We start from the raw sequence: 15,508 nt of genomic DNA, 5'->3' as shown, positions 1-15,508 counted from the left end.
TTAATAAATCTATTCACCTAAAGTAACTGCTATGAAAAGCTTTTATGAATTTAACAGAAACAGCCCGCAGGAGCGGCGCGAACGTAACAGTTTATACCCAAAACTGGCCCGGTTCCATATTGCCCTGCGCGAAGAACTGAGCGAAGAAGAGTACCAAGCCTTTTATCGTGCCGAAAAAGAGGCACTGGCAAGCTATAAACCTATGTATAATCAAACACAAAACAGATGGGCTGCGGCTTACTAAACTATTCCTCCTGGCAAGTATGAAAGGCAAACTGGCATAACCGGTTTGCTTTTTTTATGCCCGGCCAGCGGTAGCTCACCCTCCTGCAAGTATAAATCCCGCACTATTTACGGGGGAGTTTGTCAGCAAAATAAGTGCCGGCGATGCCCGCTACCGGGATTACCCGAATTCGGTCCGGGACTTTCAACTTTCAGAATAACAGCATCTGTTTATACTTCAGGCTATTCTTGTACAGGTACTGCTTTATACTTAAACAGTTGACAGGTGCGGCTTTCTTAAAGCTGCTGCAGCACCAGTTCTGCACCTTCTTCCCCTACCAGCGACCCAATAGCGATGCCCATGCCGCTGAGACGAATCGCGCAACTGATGCGCCCGGAGACCTGCTGTACGATCGTCGTTTTTTCTGCGCCAAAGCCCATGATGCCACTCCAGCGCTGCTCTATTTCAAAAGGCGTGTCCGGAAGTATAACGGTGCGCAGCAATTCTTCCAGTTTATCCTGCACCAGGTTTGTTAGTCCCAGTTCGGGTGTTTCTTCTGTTTCAAAATCCAGGTTGCGGCCGCCTCCGAATAATACCCGGTTGCCAATGTTGCGGAAATAATAATAGCCTTTGTCGTAATGAAAAGTGCCTTTAAACGGCAGCGCCGCAATAGGCCTGGTGACGAGTACCTGCGCCCGTGCCGGCACAATGGACAGGTGCGGCAGCAATTGCCGGGCAAAGCCGTTGGTGGCAACCAGCGCTGCACGGGCCTGTAGCTGTATACCCTGCAAAGTGGTGGCGCGTATGCCTGTTCCCTCCTCCTGAAGCTGTTGTACTTCCAGCCCATTAAGCACCAGCACGCCCAACTGCTGCACTTTCTGCGTCAGGGCCAGGATCATTTTGCCTGTATCTATCTGGCCTTCGGCGGTGCTTTCAAGTAAATGACATACCTGCTTAAAGCCAAAGCTGCCGGTTTTGCTATCGGCACTGCAGTAAATGTTGGTTTCTCCGGTTATACTTTGCAGGTGTCTGTTCAGGTAAGGCAGGCGCTCCATACATGCATCGTGTAACTGCTCCTGTTGCGACCCGAACAACTCGTAGCCTCCCCAGCGGTGATAGTCAATGGCGGTGTCGCCGAGGTTGTGGCGCAGCCGTTGCAGGCCCTTCCAGCGGCGCTCCACCAAACCGAAAACAGCATCTTCGGAGTGGTGGGCTAAGTCTTCCAGCAATTCGGAGGGGCTGCCGAAACAGGCAAAACCGGCATTTTTTGAGCTGCCGCCCATGGGCAGCAAACCCCGCTCCGCCACCAGTACCTTTAACCGCGGTTGTGTGGTTTTCAGGTGCAGCGCTGCGCTTAGGCCTACCAAGCCGCTGCCGACAATCAACACATCAATGTTGCTGAAATAAGTATCGCGTTCCCAGAAACTGAGCTGCATGGTTTATTCGTCCTCCCGGAGGTAAGGATGGCTGTAGGAGCGGGCAGTGGCTTCGTCAATCAGTTCAAAGTGTGTGAGCATGATTTCGCGTTCGCCCTTGTTCAGGCCTTTTACAAAAACACCTTCCGGGGTTTCGTAGATGGCGTAGTTGTGCTGGCCAAACGGATACAGGTTATTGCTTTTGAGGATAGTGGCCTGGGTTAGATCTACCTGCTCGCCATTGGCCAGCGTAACTATAAATTTGCTGTTGGGCATATCGTCTTCTAAAATTTTGCTCAAGATAGCACTTATTTCTTCGGCCCGGTGCATCACCATCAGGTGCTCGCCGCCCTGCACTTTAATAATATCGGGCCTGTCGTGAAGTGGTAGTACCAGATCGGCTGTACCATGAATTTGCACTAGGTCCGGCAGCACTTCCTGCTGCGGCCAGGCCAGCAGTTGCCCCAGCGACCAGCGCAGGAATTTTTCATCCATATCCAGAATTACCTCCTTCAGCAGCTTTTTCTCCGGCCTGGTATGCGCACCAAAAAACAGCGGCGCGAGTGGATAAATGTTTTTCATCAGCTGCATTGGCATCCAACGCTGCATTCGGGTTTTGCCCGCTACCCGGTAGTACCATGGCAGCGCGTGGCGGGTGGCCAGGCTGGAGATAAGTATAACTTTGCGCGGCTGCAGAATTTTAGCCAGCTCAATGGCTACTACGCCACCAAAAGACAAGCCAACCAGTATAGGGCCCGGGGTGGTTATCTGTACCTGCAGGCGTTGCACATAGTCAGGCAGCGGCTCATCCAGGTGCAGCGGCTCCATCCATTCCACCTGCTGCTGCGACCAATAACGGGGCAGCTTCAGGAACTGAAACATCCGCCAGTCGGCACCCAGGCCACTGATAAAGTATACTTTGCTCATGTATGGTTGTACGATGAGCTTATAAGTTGTTTATTCCGATTAGCTGATTGGCCATACTTGGGTCGGAATCATCAGGATCAGGAAAACTGTATTATTTGCTCTTCCGGATCGAGACTTTGTAATATGTCTGTTCTGTCTGGGATAAAAGAGTTTTTTATAGTGTAATAGCAGGTGCTGGCAAAATAATAGCACCAACCTACAATGCCCATGAACTTAAATCCGTCTTCCAACAGAAATTCCAGTTCCATATTCTGAGGCGCCAGCACATCAACGATTTCTGAAAATGCGAGAAATCCTAAGGAAGAGAGTAAAATCAGGTAAGAAGAATTCAATATTTCTTTACTATAGCGTAGCAGCAGCCAGCAAATCAAAATTGGATATAAAGCCAGAACGAGCTTCTCGCTTAGATGGAGATATCTGGGGAATACCTCTTCATGTATCATAAAAAGATCGTCAAGGAGAAGAAACAATGAAACTGCTCCTGCTGCTAAAATAAAGTAACACTTGCGGTTATATTCTACGAGCTTTAGCAGAAAGAAGCTAAGCAGACAAATGGTAGCGGTGGCGCACCACAGTAAGACGCCAATGTTAGATAGCATCCCGTAATAAAAGCTCCCTTTTGCAATAGCCATTGGGTCCCGGGTGAGATAGCCAATTTCCACAAAGGGCTGCACAGCAATAGCCGTTATCACCAAAAAGGCCATCAGGTATAAAACTGCTGCTCCTGACAAAGTATTCTTTTGATTAGAGAAAGTGAGATTGATCTTCATACAAATTTATGCATTTATATTTATATATATTTTTTGTGCAATATATATAAATTTGTATGATATAAAATGATCTTATTGTATAAATATTTTTTTTATAAGTTTAATAGAGATTATTTTAAGGCTGTGGTATACAATGTATGATGGGTTTTAACTGAATTGGCACGTGGCACAAGTATAAACCGGAACCGCCTTGTCTTTGCCTAAAGGAAGGTTTTACATTTGTTTATTCACCACTTATATCAATTCATCATTCATTGTATACCACAGTCTATTTTCAATTATCTAAAGTTTTTAACCTGCACAGCAGGCTAAAAACTTTAACAAGTACTGCTGAATACAGACAGCTTTAAAGGCACCAAACCCCGGCTGCCGTTTATACGCGCGGCTGGCGGGCGGCTTCCTGCGCGTGTATCGGGTCTTTTCCCCAGATAGCTGACCAGCCACCGCCAAAGCGGGCGTCAACTTTGCCTTTCACAAAACAAAGTATAATCACCAGCAGGCCAACCGCCATATCATTCAGGATGGCCGTTGTATCGCTGTAACCCAGCACCCACGGAGCCAGCAACAGCCAGGCCGCGGGCAACAGGTTGTAAAGCCGGACAACCCGGGTGGCTTCCCACCAAGAGATAACGGCAAAAGCTGCGATTAGCGGGCCGATGATGTGATCGTTGTTGGCAACCGTTTTGTCGGAAGCAAGTATGGCCGGAGAAACCATCAGCCAGATACCCAGTATTGCATTAATTATTTGCGCCCACATAGTTATATTACTTTTCCCTGCACACTTTTATATCCCCAGAAAGCTTTCCACAGCGATACTTCCGAATCTTTTACACGCCGCATGTACTGCAGGCTGGCCAGCATTTCGTCCATAGCCGGGCCAATCATTATAACAGATATAGCTGCCGAGCAGAGGCAGAGCGTGCACCAGGCATGATACAGCACCGGCTGCAGTATTACCAGCAGGATGCTTATCATACCTAAAGGGCCCACCAGCAAACCGAACAGAATCACTATCCATGGCATGGTTTTCCAGCGGCGTGTGCCGCCAATAGCTCCCGACGCAGCATCAGACAGGTAACCCAGCGCCCCAAGTACGCCATCCGGTACAGGCAGCAGCTTCGACACGCCGGAATTTAGTACCTTCTGGCTGCCGTTGCCAAAAAATGGCTCCCAAATAGTAGGGAAAACGTGCAACTGGTACAGTGAAAGGTAAGTGGCGATGCCAAACCCCACTGCTGCAAGCCCGATAATAGGCAGGCGCTGTCCCCATGTGGCAGGATTATAATTCCACCCGGGTGGTATACCTTCGTCTTTGTTCATCATGTCAGAAGTTCAGGAAGTATAGAAAAAGCTGTCTTTAGCAATTTACTACGGACACAGGGACACTGTGTTTAAATTTTGCCCGGATGCAGTACAGATTCAGGTAGCCAGGATGAGGAATACTATTGCTGAGAGTATCATCAGATTAAGTATAAGAGATGCTTTTATGCCTTTTTTCCTGGCTTGTTTCTTAAGAAACAACAGAAGAGCATCCAGGCATATTACCTCAGGGCCGGTTCTCAGAATTTAACCGGGTTTAACCTGTTTCTTAGTTTGCTGCAGAGCCATAAGCCTGGATCTGTTATTTAAATATAAGTATGGATAACCCGAGAGGTATACTTAAAAATCGCTCATGCCTGTCATTCTGATGTATCCTGATATAAGTTTGATAAATGCGGCTGATGCCTGAAAACGATGAAATTATGTTGCCGGTTTGTCTGTAAATAAATCTTCTTTGCGGATGAAATTGGGTTGTTGGTATAATACGTTTTATATCAGTGTAACAGTACCTTGTATAACAAGGTAGTATATAATATCTTTGTCCTATTCAAATGATGTAAAACAATAAAAATTAAAGCCATGAAAATCTTAGCTATTCTTTCCGTTTATTTATTTGGTTTCGGATATGTATGCCAGGAAGCTACGCAAGCCGGTCAATTTCAGAAAAAAGCTGCCGAAGCCACACCGGTAGCCACTGCTGTAACCTTAGATGCTCCTGTACTGGATGTGGTGCTGGATACCATTGAGATCTCGGTAACAGGCCCGGTGACAATAGCCGACGCAACCCGATAGCTGGTGCGGGAACTGGTAAGGCCAGGTATCGCTTAACTATAGTTTGGATATGGAAGGTACGGGCGGAGGGTTCAGGCATTGTGCCAGCCACATTTCGGCATGCAGGCGGTCATTGAAATTCTGCATTTGCAGGGTGGGCGTTATGCGCTGTTGCAGGTCGCGTGCCGAAAGGCGGCTGAACATGTTATCGGAGTAAATATGCGCCATGCACCGTAGCCCTGCCTGCATTACCAGAGGCAGCCACTCAAATTCCAGCCAGTCATTAGCCTCGGTCCAGTCGCCTGTTACATCGCCTTTGTCGTTGAGCAGAGCATGGCAAGGTGTTTTCTGCAATAATTTTATAGCCAGCTTTGCTGCTGTTACCACATCGTCTGCAGTAATATGTCCGGCCCATTTAGCCTCAATGCAGTTGGTATGCATCAGCAGGGTTACAAAAGTATCACCGCCGGGCCGCGTTAATTGTATAGGTGCCGGCCACTGATCCAGAAGATGAGCGAACTCATAGTAATAAGGAGTAATACCGGAAGGTGTTTCCATGATAACTTAGCTCGGGAGGATTAGCGGAGACCCTGCATAAAATATATACGATCCGCAGTGGAGAAAAAGTACACAATATACGTACTTTATTTAAAGAAACTCATATTTTTTATAATTTACAGGCGGCTGGTATCTGCGAGCGCAGTAAACTGCAGAATTATGTGTCCAATAAGCCGGTCTTTATACCTTTTGCATGTTACTTATTTAAATCTTTGATGTAATCAGGTGTGCCGGAGAGGGGTAAGTGGATGTGTTCCCGCGCAAGCTGGCAGCAGTTGTAATATAGGCTCTTATGCTGTAAGACAAGTATAAAAACGCTTACTCAAGCCTCATTGGTTATAACCCGGTTCAGGAAATGGTGCAATGGCATCAGCTGCCGGTACAGGGGTAATAGTTGGTAAATAAAGTCAGGTTGCTGCACCTCTTCGTCTGTAAAGAAATGAAGTGCCTGGAAGCCATTATACCTGAGCAACGCAATGGCCGGGTGCGATTTGGCATAGCCTTTGGGCGCTGATTTACGCTGCTGCCCCTGCAGCGTGCCGAACTGTGACTTAAATGCCGGAGCCGCAAGTATGGCCTCCAGTTCTCCTGGGCTGTAATCAATTTCCTGCCGGAGGAGCGCCAGCAAAGCGGGAGCAGGTTGCCGGATGCCGCCGCCCACCCTGGATTTGTTACCAGGTTCCAGTACAAATACATAGTTGGCGAATGCCGAATGCCGCCCTCCCGGAGATATGCCCGCAGCAAAATGACCTTTGTACGGCGCTTCTCCTTTTTTAGAAAAATCGTTTTTGTTTATCCTGAAAATGCTGTCGTTAGCTGTGGTGGCGTGCAGTGCCGGGTCAATGGTTTTGAGTTGTGCCAGCAACTGCTCCACAAACTCCCTGAAGAAGCTTTTTGCCTGGAGGTACTCGCTTCGGTGCGCGTCCATCCAGGCTTTGCTGTTGTTTTGCTGCAATTCTCGCAAAAAATTCAGGACGAAGGTTATATTCATTGGCGGGCGGCAGTTTACTTCGGTGTTTTTGATTTAAACCAGATAATCCCGATAATGAGTATTATCACCAGAATAATTATTAGTATGAAAGTCATAAGTCTGTTCTTTAAGGTTAAGTTCTTTCTACTGCATAAAAAGGCCTCTTGTTGCATCCACAACAAGAGGCCTTACCTGTAAAAAGAGATTTATCAGCAGTTTAAGCTACCCGCAGCATCGTGTTATCGCCCAATGCCCGGCGTATCTGATCCTCAGACCTATAATACGAGAGGAAATCGCCACGGCGGCAATGAACGGTACGCGGTTCCTGTAACTGTACCACTTTGGCGCGTTTGCCCACCGTTAAAACGCCTATACCACGGCGCTTGCAGATGTTAACAAAATAGGCGGCCAATGCATTGTGCCGGAAGGTGAGGCTACTAACCGATATACCAATCCACTGCTCGTCTGCAGGCGTTTTTTTCAATTCATCTACCAACCGCTTCAGCCGGTATTTCAAATATTTTTTTTCGAGCAATGAGTGCAGTATAAATCCTGTAAGCCCTGCAACTACCGGCAACAGATACAGCACAACCCCATAATAGCCTATGGTTTTACCTGAAAACAACAGGGTGGTAAACAGAACAAAAGCCGTTATCAATCGGGTTTTGCTGAGGCCCTGCTTTTTATAGCGGGTCAGGAGCCTGGCAATCTCCCCTGAAAGTCGCGCATTCAGTGCGGCTACAAATGCGGCATTACCTTTTGTCTTTAATGCAAACAGCCCGGTAGCTGCATCGCCCTTTTTTGTTCTCTCAGCCTTGCTTGTAAGGATGTTCTGCGTATGATAGCGGGCAGCGTAATAAATATGAAGGTAGTCATACGCAAAGTCTTCTATGTTGCTTTGTTGCAGTTTAGCCATAGAAAATGTCTGTTTAAGATGAAAGGAAGGATCTGAGGCTTAAATAATTGAATAACAATCAAGGCATAATAAATAAACCACCATAACTGGCAAGCTTGTTCTGAATTACAAAGTAGAGAATGTCTCGTTTTTTCTTTGTACATCACAAATATATGACCGAAAGTGTATATTATAAAGTAATCGCTATACTTTTTTAAATATTTATTTGTTTTTATAGGGTAACCTAAACAGTCCAGCACTTTTAACGAAAAGGAATATCGGCTTAGTACAATAGCTGTGCACGGTTTGTATGTTTTCAAACCTGCCGGCTAAGACAAGGCCAGGATAACCGAGTATACTCCTGCCGGGATTGCTAATCATGTACTTTTAGCGTCCCTGCACGCTTCAAAAGCTTTTTGTCTGATGTTACGATACTTTCATGAATCAGGGCTAAATGAATACGGAATTGACTGCTGCCCGGATTGAATAGTTTAGCCGTTTGTCTGGTACAGGGATGTTTCTGTCTGCAGCGTAAACTCAGGTTATGCTGGCATGGCAAAAATTTAATAGCTTTACGGAACAGCGGTATCCTGCTGCACCCGAAACAAAGAATTCTGTACAATGAGAAAATACTTTTTGCTGCTCCGGAGTACCTTATTGCTGGCACTGCTGTTAACAGGTTCTGAGCAGCTGCAGGCGCAGGCCCCCGCGAAACCCTCAGCAGCCAAAGTGCTGCAGGACCTCAAAAAGCTCAATGTGCTGGGCTCCGTGCTGTATGTGGCTGCCCATCCCGACGATGAAAACACCCGCCTGATTGCTTACCTGAGCAACGAAAAGCTGTACAATACCGGCTACCTGGCGCTTACGCGCGGCGATGGCGGGCAGAACCTGATTGGGCCGGAGATACGCGAAGGTCTCGGCATTATCCGCACGCAGGAGCTATTGCAGGCGCGGCGTACTGATGGCGGGCACCAGTTTTTTACCCGTGCCAATGATTTCGGCTTCTCTAAGAATCCGGAAGAAACGTTTACTATCTGGGACAAAGAGCAGGTGCTGGCCGACATGGTGTGGGTGATCCGCAAGTTCCGGCCGGATGTGATGATTACGCGCTTTCCGCCCGATGCCCGTGCCGGCCACGGCCACCATACAGCTTCGGCCATACTTGCCGCTGAAGCTTTTACAGCTGCCGGAGATCCGAAGCGTTTTCCGGAACAGCTCAAGTATGTTGAGGTATGGCAAACCAAGCGCCTGCTGTGGAACACAGGAGCTTGGTCGTTTAAAAGCCAGGAGGAGTTTGAAAAGTATGGCAAGGATTTACTGAAGATAGATGTGGGTGGCTATAACCCGCTGCTGGGCAAATCTTACGGCGAAATTGCTGCCGAGAGCCGTAGCATGCACAAAAGCCAGGGATTCGGATCAGCAGGCACCCGTGGCAGCGCCATCGAATACCTTCAAAACGTAAAAGGCGATAAAGCGGAAGAAGCGCTGTTCGAGAACATCAGCACCAGCTGGAGCCGCGTGAAAGGCGGCGAAAAAGTGGAGAAGCTCATCCAAAAAGCCATTGAGGCTTACCAACCGACAGCACCTGCAGCGGTAGTGCCCATACTTGTTTCAGCCAAAAAAGAGCTGGATAAGCTGCCGGATGGCTACTGGAAGCGTGTGAAGGCGGAAGAGTTACAGGATGTGATACAGGAGGCAATGGGTCTATACATAGAAGTAATCGCCGCCGATTATGCCGCCACGCCCGGTGCGCCGGTAAAGCTGCAAATCGAGGCCATTAACCGCTCGGCTGTGCCGATTACGCTGCAAAGTATAACCTATACTTTCGCCAGGGAAGATACAGCTATAAACCAGCCTTTGGCAAACAACGAGCCGCTGAAGTATACTACTGCCCTCACCATACCTGAAAACACGCCATACGCCCAACCTTACTGGCTCCGCAAGCCGGGTACAGTGGGCATGTATGCCGTAGAAAATCAGCAGGAGGTGGGTATGCCCGAGAACGCACCCGCCGCACGGGTTGCTTTTGACCTGCAGGTAGCGGGCCAGCCGCTCACGCTGACGGTGCCGGTCGTGTACAAACGCACAGACCCGGTGGAAGGCGAAGTATACCGGCCGTTTATTGTAACGCCACCGGTTTTTGTGAACATCTCCGACAAAGTATACATGTTTGCCAGTCAGGATCCGAAACAGGTACAGGTGCTGGTGAAAGCAGGAAAAGATGACCTGGCCGGAAACGTAAAGCTGCAACTGCCGCAGGGATGGCGTGCTGAACCTGCTGCCGTGCCCTTTAACCTGAAAAACAAAGGCGCTGAGCAGTTGGTGACTTTTACAGTGCATCCGCCGCAAAACCAGCAGGAGGGAACGCTGAGAGCGGTTGCCACTATAGATGGGAAGAACTATTCCCAGGGCTTAAACGAGATAAAGTACAGCCACATTCCGGCGCAGGTAACATTCCCCGAGGCCACAGCCAAAATCGTAAAACTCGACCTGAAGAAGCAGGGCCAGCAGATTGGCTACCTAATGGGTGCAGGCGATGAAGTACCAGCCAGCCTGGAGCAAATCGGCTATAACGTAACGCTGCTGAAAGACCAGGACATGCGCCTGAGTAACCTGCAGCAGTACGATGCCATCATCATGGGTGCGCGCGCCTACAATACTGTAGACCGCCTGCGGTTTTATCAGCCTGTTCTGATGGAATACGTGAAGAACGGCGGCAACCTGATTGTGCAATACAATAATAGCTATGGCCTGGTAACGCCCAATATCGCACCATACCCGCTCACGCTTTCACATGATCGCGTGACGGTTGAAGACGCCGAGGTCCGTTTTCTGCAGCCCAATCATCCGGTACTCAACACGCCTAACAAAATCACAGCGCAGGATTTTAAAGGATGGGTGCAGGAACGCGGTTTATACTTCCCGAGCGAGTGGAGCAAAGAATACCAGCCTATACTTTCATCCAACGACCCCGACGAAGCGCCACTGAACGGCGGCTTGCTGGTAGCGCCTTATGGCAAAGGAAACTACATCTATACAGGCTATGCTTTCTTCAGAGAACTGCCTGCCGGCGTGCCCGGCGCATACCGCCTGTTTGCCAATTTAATATCATTGGGGAAGAATAGTGTTGATACAGGCAGCAAAGCAGAGAAATGAGATAAGCAGCTACCCTGACCTCGCGGTGTGCGCAGCTCCCGCGAGTGTCTGAACCAGTGACCCCGACATTCACAGGAGCTGCGCACGCTGCGAGGTTTTTGCAGAAAGTCCTTTCTCAATCAAAAACAAACTATGAGCGATAAATCAAAACCGGTTGATACGGAACCGCCTCTGGAGAAGCCACCCTTTTTCAAGAGCTGGGCAGGTATGTACTGGCTCGTGCTGGGCAACCTGGCCTTCCTGATTGTCTTGTTCTACATCATCACCAAATTCTACGAATGAGGCCACTTGACTGGATAGTACTGCTGGGTACGCTTGGCTTTATCGTGATTTATGGCGTCTGGAAAACGCGTGGCAGCCAGGACATAGAAGGTTACCTGAAAGGCAATAACAGCATGAAATGGTGGACCATCGGCTTGTCCATCATGGCGACACAGGCCAGCGCCATCACGTTTCTCTCTACGCCCGGTCAGGCCTATGAAGACGGCATGCGCTTCATCCAGTTCTACTTCGGACTGCCCATCGCCATGGTGATTATTTCCATTACGGTCATCCCTATTTTTTATAGGCTGAATGTCTTCACGGCCTATGAGTTCCTGGAAAACCGCTTCGACCTGAAAACGCGCTCTCTGGCGGCCTTGCTGTTTCTGGTGCAGCGCGGGCTGGCGGCAGGCATTACGATTTATGCGCCCGCTATTATACTTTCTACCATGCTGGGCTGGAGCTTAACGGCAACAAACCTGATTATTGGCGTGCTGGTGATTATTTATACGGTATCGGGCGGCACCAAAGCTGTGAGCGTAACGCAGACGCAGCAGATGGCTGTGATGATGGGCGGCATGCTGGTAGCCGGTTTTATGGTGGTGCAGTACTTGCCGGAAAACGTCAGTTTTGGCGATGCCGTGGCCGTGGCCGGTAAAATGGGAAAGATGAACGTGGTGGATTTCTCGTTTGACTGGGACGACAGGTATAATTTCTGGTCGGGCATGACAGGTGGCCTGTTTCTGGCCCTTTCCTACTTCGGCACCGACCAAAGCCAGGTGGCACGCTACCTCGGCGGAAAATCCATAGCTGAAAGCCGCCTGGGGTTGCTGTTTAACGGACTGCTCAAGATTCCGATGCAGTTTATGATTCTGTTTATCGGGGTGATGGTATTCGTGTTTTACCAGTTCAACCAGCCGCCGGTTTTCTTCAACGAGGCTGCCAGAAGCAAAGTATACGCCACGCCTTACGCCGGCGAAATGCGGGAACTGGAAACAAAGTATACGGCTGCTTTCCAGGAAAAGCAGGAAGCAGTGCATGGCTTGGTGGCCGCTTTAAAAACGGAAAATGAAGCAGCCATCGTCATTGCTGAGAATAAAGTAGATGCCCTGACTACGGCTGCCAAAGCCGTGCGCGAAGAGGTAAAGGGCGTTATCAGCAAAGCAACACCAAAGGCCGAAACCAAAGACACAGACTATGTTTTTATCTCTTTCGTGATGAAATATTTGCCTGCCGGTTTAGTCGGATTGCTGCTGGCCGTTATTTTTTCGGCGGCCATGTCATCTTCCTCCTCCGAATTAAACGCCCTGGCCTCCACCACGGTCGTAGATATTTACAGGCGCTCCGTAAAGCAGCACGCAAGCCCGAAACATTATCTTATCGCTTCCAAATTATTTACGATAGGGTGGGGACTGATAGCGGTACTGTTTGCCACCTACGCTTCGCTGCTCGATAACCTGATACAAGCTGTCAACATCATCGGCTCCATCTTTTATGGCACCATACTTGGCATTTTCCTGGTAGCTTTCTACTTTAAGTATATCCGGGGGAATGCCGTTTTCTGGGCGGCTGTGCTGGCCGAACTCGTGGTGCTTTACTGCCATTTTTATACCGATATTGCTTTCCTGTGGTTCAACGTTATCGGCTGCGCCTGTGTCATTTTATTCGGCTTTATACTTCAGCCGCTGCTGGGAAGGGAGAAGGTGTAATTGTTGGTTGCTGCTTGCTGAGGATGTAGAGAAGCAGCATCTTGCGTCTTCATGGCAACAGAGCATAGCCAAATCCAACCACCCCTAACCCCTCCTTTTCTAAGGAGGGGAATTTACCTCACCCCAACCATCTCCTGTTGTCAAGGGCCCCTACCTCCAAAACAGGAGAGGGAGCTCTGATGCTCACGCCAAAGCACGAGTTTCATAGTAATACCTTAACCTCACTTTCACCAGGATTCTTTCAGAATGACAGAAAGGATAATCAATGCAGCACAATTTATTCTTCAACCAGAGTATAAACAGCAGCTATCGAAATATTTCCAGTCCCTGGGTTGAGCGCCTGGGGGTAGGGGCCCTCGATTGGTGTGTTCCGGTGCCGCGCAGGCGGCAGCGCTCCGGCGCAGGTTCACGCCACCGCGCGATGCCCAGGGACGAGGCCTCCCGGCCTTGAGGGCACCAAAGCAAAAGTGTAACAAGACAAGTATAAAACTGAGGATAAAAAGCAGCTATCAAGTATAGCCGAAAAGTATAAATACAAGTATAAGCAACACAGAACCTGTAATAGATTTCTCCTGCCGCCGAAATTATAATCATTATCTCGGTTTCCGTCCCGCCACAATATACACCAAACTACCGCCAGCGGATACATATTCCTCATTTTGGAGCTTCTGCTTTAGCATGATTTTGTTGTAGAGCAACTTCTGCCAGTACGCATCAAATTTTTCTTTGGTGCCGCCACCGGCCATGTAGTAATTCAGGTTGTCCTGGTAATCGTAGCCCATCGCTTCGGTTTCTACCCATTGCAGCATCTGTTCCACGCGGAGCATCTTTTCCTGTGTGTCGTAAGGCGGAATGATGGCAAGCGCTTTATCCGAAATCCATACTTTGGTATCCAGCAGCCCGGCTTTTAAGTATAAATCCGGCAGAACGTCGCCCAGCGAGTTAAAGCCTTCGCCCAGGTTTTTCTTTCCTTTCTCGATGCGGAGCTTTATTTCCAGCACATCCAGCGTACTTTCTACATCAAAATCCGTTTCGCCATAGCGGTCGAACATCAGGTTAGGCACGAGGTTATTCGGCTCCAGTGCCAGCACCCAGCCGCCTGGCTTCGTTACCCGAATCATCTCGTCAATCACGCGCTGCGGGTTTTTTACATGTATCAGCAGCGTCTGGCAAAGCGTAAGGTCAGCTATGTTATCGGGCAGCGGAATGTCGGTGGCGTTGCCGACTTTAAAGGCATAGTTGATATGGTTATGGCCATAAATGCTTTGCGCCCGCTGTTGCGCCTCGGCAATATAGCCGGGCTCGTAGTCTACGCCATACACCGTGGCGCCGTCGGGCAGGTACTTCGAAAATTTGAAGCCCATCATGCCTTTGCCGCAGCCAATATCTACCAGCGTTTGGGTATAGGGGATGTACAGGCGGTTGGCCAGCAGTTCCAGATAATCGTCGTTCCACCAATATTCGCGGGCTGGCCCCAGGTGTTCTTCCGAGTGTTTTTTCTCTTTATTATCTTCCAATAAAATCAAATTTTAGTGTGGACAAAAAAGCCCCTGGTATTGCACCAGAGGCTTTTTATACGTTAAAAGCTGCGAAAGCTCTATTTCATTTTCTTCCAGTCGGCAATGGCTTTCTGGTTCAGCGCCACGTAATCCTGATTGCCTTCTTTCTGCGCCAGCTCCATCGATTTCTCAGCGGTTTTGATGGCGTCTTTATAGTTCTTCAGTTTGGCCTGTATCTTTGCCTGCGCATGCAGGTTGTAGAACTTGGCGTCTTTTTCGTTGGCCTTCTTCATCCAGGTCAGTGCCTGCTGCAGGTCTTTGTCAGTGTTGTAGTAATAGTTGGCAGCTGAGGCATACAGGCCGGGCTCTACATTGGTGCCGTTCACCACCTGCTCCTGTATCTGGCTCATAACTTTGCTGTCTACGTCCGTTTTTATCGTAAACGGCACCACCACATTGTCCCAGAGCAGCTCCACGTCAGCCGAGTTGTTGGTAACATTGGCGAAGTCGATCAGAAAAGTCTCCACCTTGCGCGGGTTTTGCTGTGGCTTTACCTTAAAACGAACCTGGTCCTGCTCCGGCTTGTAATCGGCACCGCCATCGCCCCAAAGCTCCGTGTTTTTATGGAGGATGATGGTCCACTCATTTTTGCCCGGGATGGTGTAAAGCGCATACTTGCCGGCCGGTACTTTGTTTCCTTCCAGCGTCACATCATCCGGGAAAGTAATGTCGGTAGAGCCGTTTGCGCCGGTGCGCCATATCCTGTCGTAAGGCACCAGATCACCAAAAATAGTGCGGCCTTTGGCTGACGGGCGGGAATAATCCACGGTAACGGTAGAAAGGCCTACCGCCTGCTCTACTTTGGAGGATGGACTTGGCGCCGGCATTTTGATGCCCTGTGCCTGTGTAGCGCCTGCACCCAGCAGCGCAGCAGCAAAGGCAAAGCTTATAAATGTTTTCTTCATATTTGGATACTATAAACAGTAGTTTGTGATATGTAAAAGTACACACAATAGCGCGATTAATCGAATGGT

Annotated in this window: 16 protein-coding genes; 6 read left to right on the top strand and 10 right to left on the bottom strand. The window is 49.0% G+C overall.

Features of this window, described 5'->3' with window-relative positions:
- Positions 1 to 31 precede the first annotated feature (31 nt).
- Positions 32 to 244 carry a hypothetical protein gene (locus I2I11_RS11765; RefSeq protein ID WP_196267900.1) on the top strand — a complete coding sequence of 71 codons (213 nt, stop codon included), beginning with the start codon at positions 32 to 34 and terminating at the stop codon, positions 242 to 244.
- Between the two features lie 275 nt (positions 245 to 519).
- Here I2I11_RS11765 and I2I11_RS11760 read toward each other — a convergent pair whose 3' ends face one another.
- The 5 genes from I2I11_RS11760 to I2I11_RS11735 form a co-directional block, all read right to left on the bottom strand.
- Positions 520 to 1,659 (bottom strand): NAD(P)/FAD-dependent oxidoreductase, encoded by a 1,140-nt coding sequence (locus I2I11_RS11760; protein WP_196267899.1) that lies wholly within the window; start codon positions 1,657 to 1,659, stop codon positions 520 to 522.
- Between the two features lie 3 nt (positions 1,660 to 1,662).
- Positions 1,663 to 2,565, bottom strand: a complete 903-nt coding sequence (locus I2I11_RS11750; protein WP_230680138.1) for an alpha/beta hydrolase — start codon at positions 2,563 to 2,565, stop codon at positions 1,663 to 1,665.
- Positions 2,566 to 2,642: 77 nt separating this feature from the next.
- Positions 2,643 to 3,335 (bottom strand): hypothetical protein, encoded by a 693-nt coding sequence (locus tag I2I11_RS11745; protein ID WP_196267898.1) that lies wholly within the window; start codon positions 3,333 to 3,335, stop codon positions 2,643 to 2,645.
- 373 nt (positions 3,336 to 3,708) lie between these two features.
- Positions 3,709 to 4,092, bottom strand: a complete 384-nt coding sequence (locus I2I11_RS11740; protein WP_196267897.1) for an SPW repeat domain-containing protein — start codon at positions 4,090 to 4,092, stop codon at positions 3,709 to 3,711.
- A gap of 2 nt (positions 4,093 to 4,094) precedes the next feature.
- Complete coding sequence (locus I2I11_RS11735) at positions 4,095 to 4,658, bottom strand: vitamin K epoxide reductase family protein (RefSeq protein WP_230680135.1); 564 nt, start codon at positions 4,656 to 4,658, stop codon at positions 4,095 to 4,097.
- 576 nt (positions 4,659 to 5,234) lie between these two features.
- Here I2I11_RS11735 and I2I11_RS11730 point away from each other — a divergent pair.
- The gene (locus I2I11_RS11730; RefSeq protein ID WP_196267896.1) at positions 5,235 to 5,447 is read left to right on the top strand and encodes a hypothetical protein; all 213 of its coding nucleotides are present in this window, start codon (positions 5,235 to 5,237) and stop codon (positions 5,445 to 5,447) included.
- Between the two features lie 36 nt (positions 5,448 to 5,483).
- Here I2I11_RS11730 and I2I11_RS11725 read toward each other — a convergent pair whose 3' ends face one another.
- The 3 genes from I2I11_RS11725 to I2I11_RS11715 form a co-directional block, all read right to left on the bottom strand.
- Positions 5,484 to 5,984 (bottom strand): hypothetical protein, encoded by a 501-nt coding sequence (locus tag I2I11_RS11725; protein WP_230680131.1) that lies wholly within the window; start codon positions 5,982 to 5,984, stop codon positions 5,484 to 5,486.
- Between the two features lie 322 nt (positions 5,985 to 6,306).
- Positions 6,307 to 6,975, bottom strand: a complete 669-nt coding sequence (locus I2I11_RS11720; RefSeq protein WP_196267895.1) for a DUF2461 domain-containing protein — start codon at positions 6,973 to 6,975, stop codon at positions 6,307 to 6,309.
- A 196-nt stretch (positions 6,976 to 7,171) separates the two neighbouring features.
- Positions 7,172 to 7,870 (bottom strand): hypothetical protein, encoded by a 699-nt coding sequence (locus I2I11_RS11715; RefSeq protein WP_196267894.1) that lies wholly within the window; start codon positions 7,868 to 7,870, stop codon positions 7,172 to 7,174.
- Positions 7,871 to 8,470: 600 nt separating this feature from the next.
- Between I2I11_RS11715 and I2I11_RS11710 the strand changes: the two genes are divergently transcribed.
- The 4 genes from I2I11_RS11710 to I2I11_RS11695 all read left to right on the top strand — a co-directional run bounded on the left by I2I11_RS11710 (position 8,471) and on the right by I2I11_RS11695 (position 13,426).
- Positions 8,471 to 11,005 carry a PIG-L family deacetylase gene (locus I2I11_RS11710; protein ID WP_196267893.1) on the top strand — a complete coding sequence of 845 codons (2,535 nt, stop codon included), beginning with the start codon at positions 8,471 to 8,473 and terminating at the stop codon, positions 11,003 to 11,005.
- Between the two features lie 132 nt (positions 11,006 to 11,137).
- Positions 11,138 to 11,287 (top strand): hypothetical protein, encoded by a 150-nt coding sequence (locus tag I2I11_RS11705; protein WP_196267892.1) that lies wholly within the window; start codon positions 11,138 to 11,140, stop codon positions 11,285 to 11,287.
- Positions 11,284 to 12,975, top strand: a complete 1,692-nt coding sequence (locus I2I11_RS11700) for a sodium:solute symporter family protein (protein ID WP_196267891.1) — start codon at positions 11,284 to 11,286, stop codon at positions 12,973 to 12,975. The genes I2I11_RS11705 and I2I11_RS11700 overlap by 4 nt, the downstream gene beginning before the upstream one ends.
- Positions 12,976 to 13,240: 265 nt before the next feature.
- On the top strand, positions 13,241 to 13,426 hold the full coding sequence (locus I2I11_RS11695) for a hypothetical protein (protein WP_196267890.1): 186 nt from the start codon (positions 13,241 to 13,243) through the stop codon (positions 13,424 to 13,426).
- A 142-nt stretch (positions 13,427 to 13,568) separates the two neighbouring features.
- Here I2I11_RS11695 and I2I11_RS11690 read toward each other — a convergent pair whose 3' ends face one another.
- Positions 13,569 to 14,492, bottom strand: coding sequence for a class I SAM-dependent methyltransferase (locus tag I2I11_RS11690; RefSeq protein ID WP_230680128.1), 924 nt, complete (start codon positions 14,490 to 14,492; stop codon positions 13,569 to 13,571).
- A gap of 80 nt (positions 14,493 to 14,572) precedes the next feature.
- Positions 14,573 to 15,439 (bottom strand): DUF2911 domain-containing protein, encoded by an 867-nt coding sequence (locus I2I11_RS11685; RefSeq protein WP_196267889.1) that lies wholly within the window; start codon positions 15,437 to 15,439, stop codon positions 14,573 to 14,575.
- Positions 15,440 to 15,508 lie beyond the last annotated feature (69 nt).

Origin of the sequence: Pontibacter rufus (genome assembly GCF_015694705.1) — a bacterium.
GTDB lineage: Bacteria > Bacteroidota > Bacteroidia > Cytophagales > Hymenobacteraceae > Pontibacter > Pontibacter rufus.
This window is presented reverse-complemented; position numbering and strand designations above follow the sequence as displayed.

Coding starts and splice junctions, on each gene's coding strand:
- I2I11_RS11765 (WP_196267900.1), top strand. CDS start 32: ATGAAAAGCTTTTATGAATTTAACAGAAACAGCCCGCAGGAGCGGCGC.
- I2I11_RS11760 (WP_196267899.1), bottom strand. CDS start 1,659: ATGCAGCTCAGTTTCTGGGAACGCGATACTTATTTCAGCAACATTGAT.
- I2I11_RS11750 (WP_230680138.1), bottom strand. CDS start 2,565: ATGAGCAAAGTATACTTTATCAGTGGCCTGGGTGCCGACTGGCGGATG.
- I2I11_RS11745 (WP_196267898.1), bottom strand. CDS start 3,335: ATGAAGATCAATCTCACTTTCTCTAATCAAAAGAATACTTTGTCAGGA.
- I2I11_RS11740 (WP_196267897.1), bottom strand. CDS start 4,092: ATGTGGGCGCAAATAATTAATGCAATACTGGGTATCTGGCTGATGGTT.
- I2I11_RS11735 (WP_230680135.1), bottom strand. CDS start 4,658: ATGATGAACAAAGACGAAGGTATACCACCCGGGTGGAATTATAATCCT.
- I2I11_RS11730 (WP_196267896.1), top strand. CDS start 5,235: ATGAAAATCTTAGCTATTCTTTCCGTTTATTTATTTGGTTTCGGATAT.
- I2I11_RS11725 (WP_230680131.1), bottom strand. CDS start 5,984: ATGGAAACACCTTCCGGTATTACTCCTTATTACTATGAGTTCGCTCAT.
- I2I11_RS11720 (WP_196267895.1), bottom strand. CDS start 6,975: ATGAATATAACCTTCGTCCTGAATTTTTTGCGAGAATTGCAGCAAAAC.
- I2I11_RS11715 (WP_196267894.1), bottom strand. CDS start 7,870: ATGGCTAAACTGCAACAAAGCAACATAGAAGACTTTGCGTATGACTAC.
- I2I11_RS11710 (WP_196267893.1), top strand. CDS start 8,471: ATGAGAAAATACTTTTTGCTGCTCCGGAGTACCTTATTGCTGGCACTG.
- I2I11_RS11705 (WP_196267892.1), top strand. CDS start 11,138: ATGAGCGATAAATCAAAACCGGTTGATACGGAACCGCCTCTGGAGAAG.
- I2I11_RS11700 (WP_196267891.1), top strand. CDS start 11,284: ATGAGGCCACTTGACTGGATAGTACTGCTGGGTACGCTTGGCTTTATC.
- I2I11_RS11695 (WP_196267890.1), top strand. CDS start 13,241: ATGCAGCACAATTTATTCTTCAACCAGAGTATAAACAGCAGCTATCGA.
- I2I11_RS11685 (WP_196267889.1), bottom strand. CDS start 15,439: ATGAAGAAAACATTTATAAGCTTTGCCTTTGCTGCTGCGCTGCTGGGT.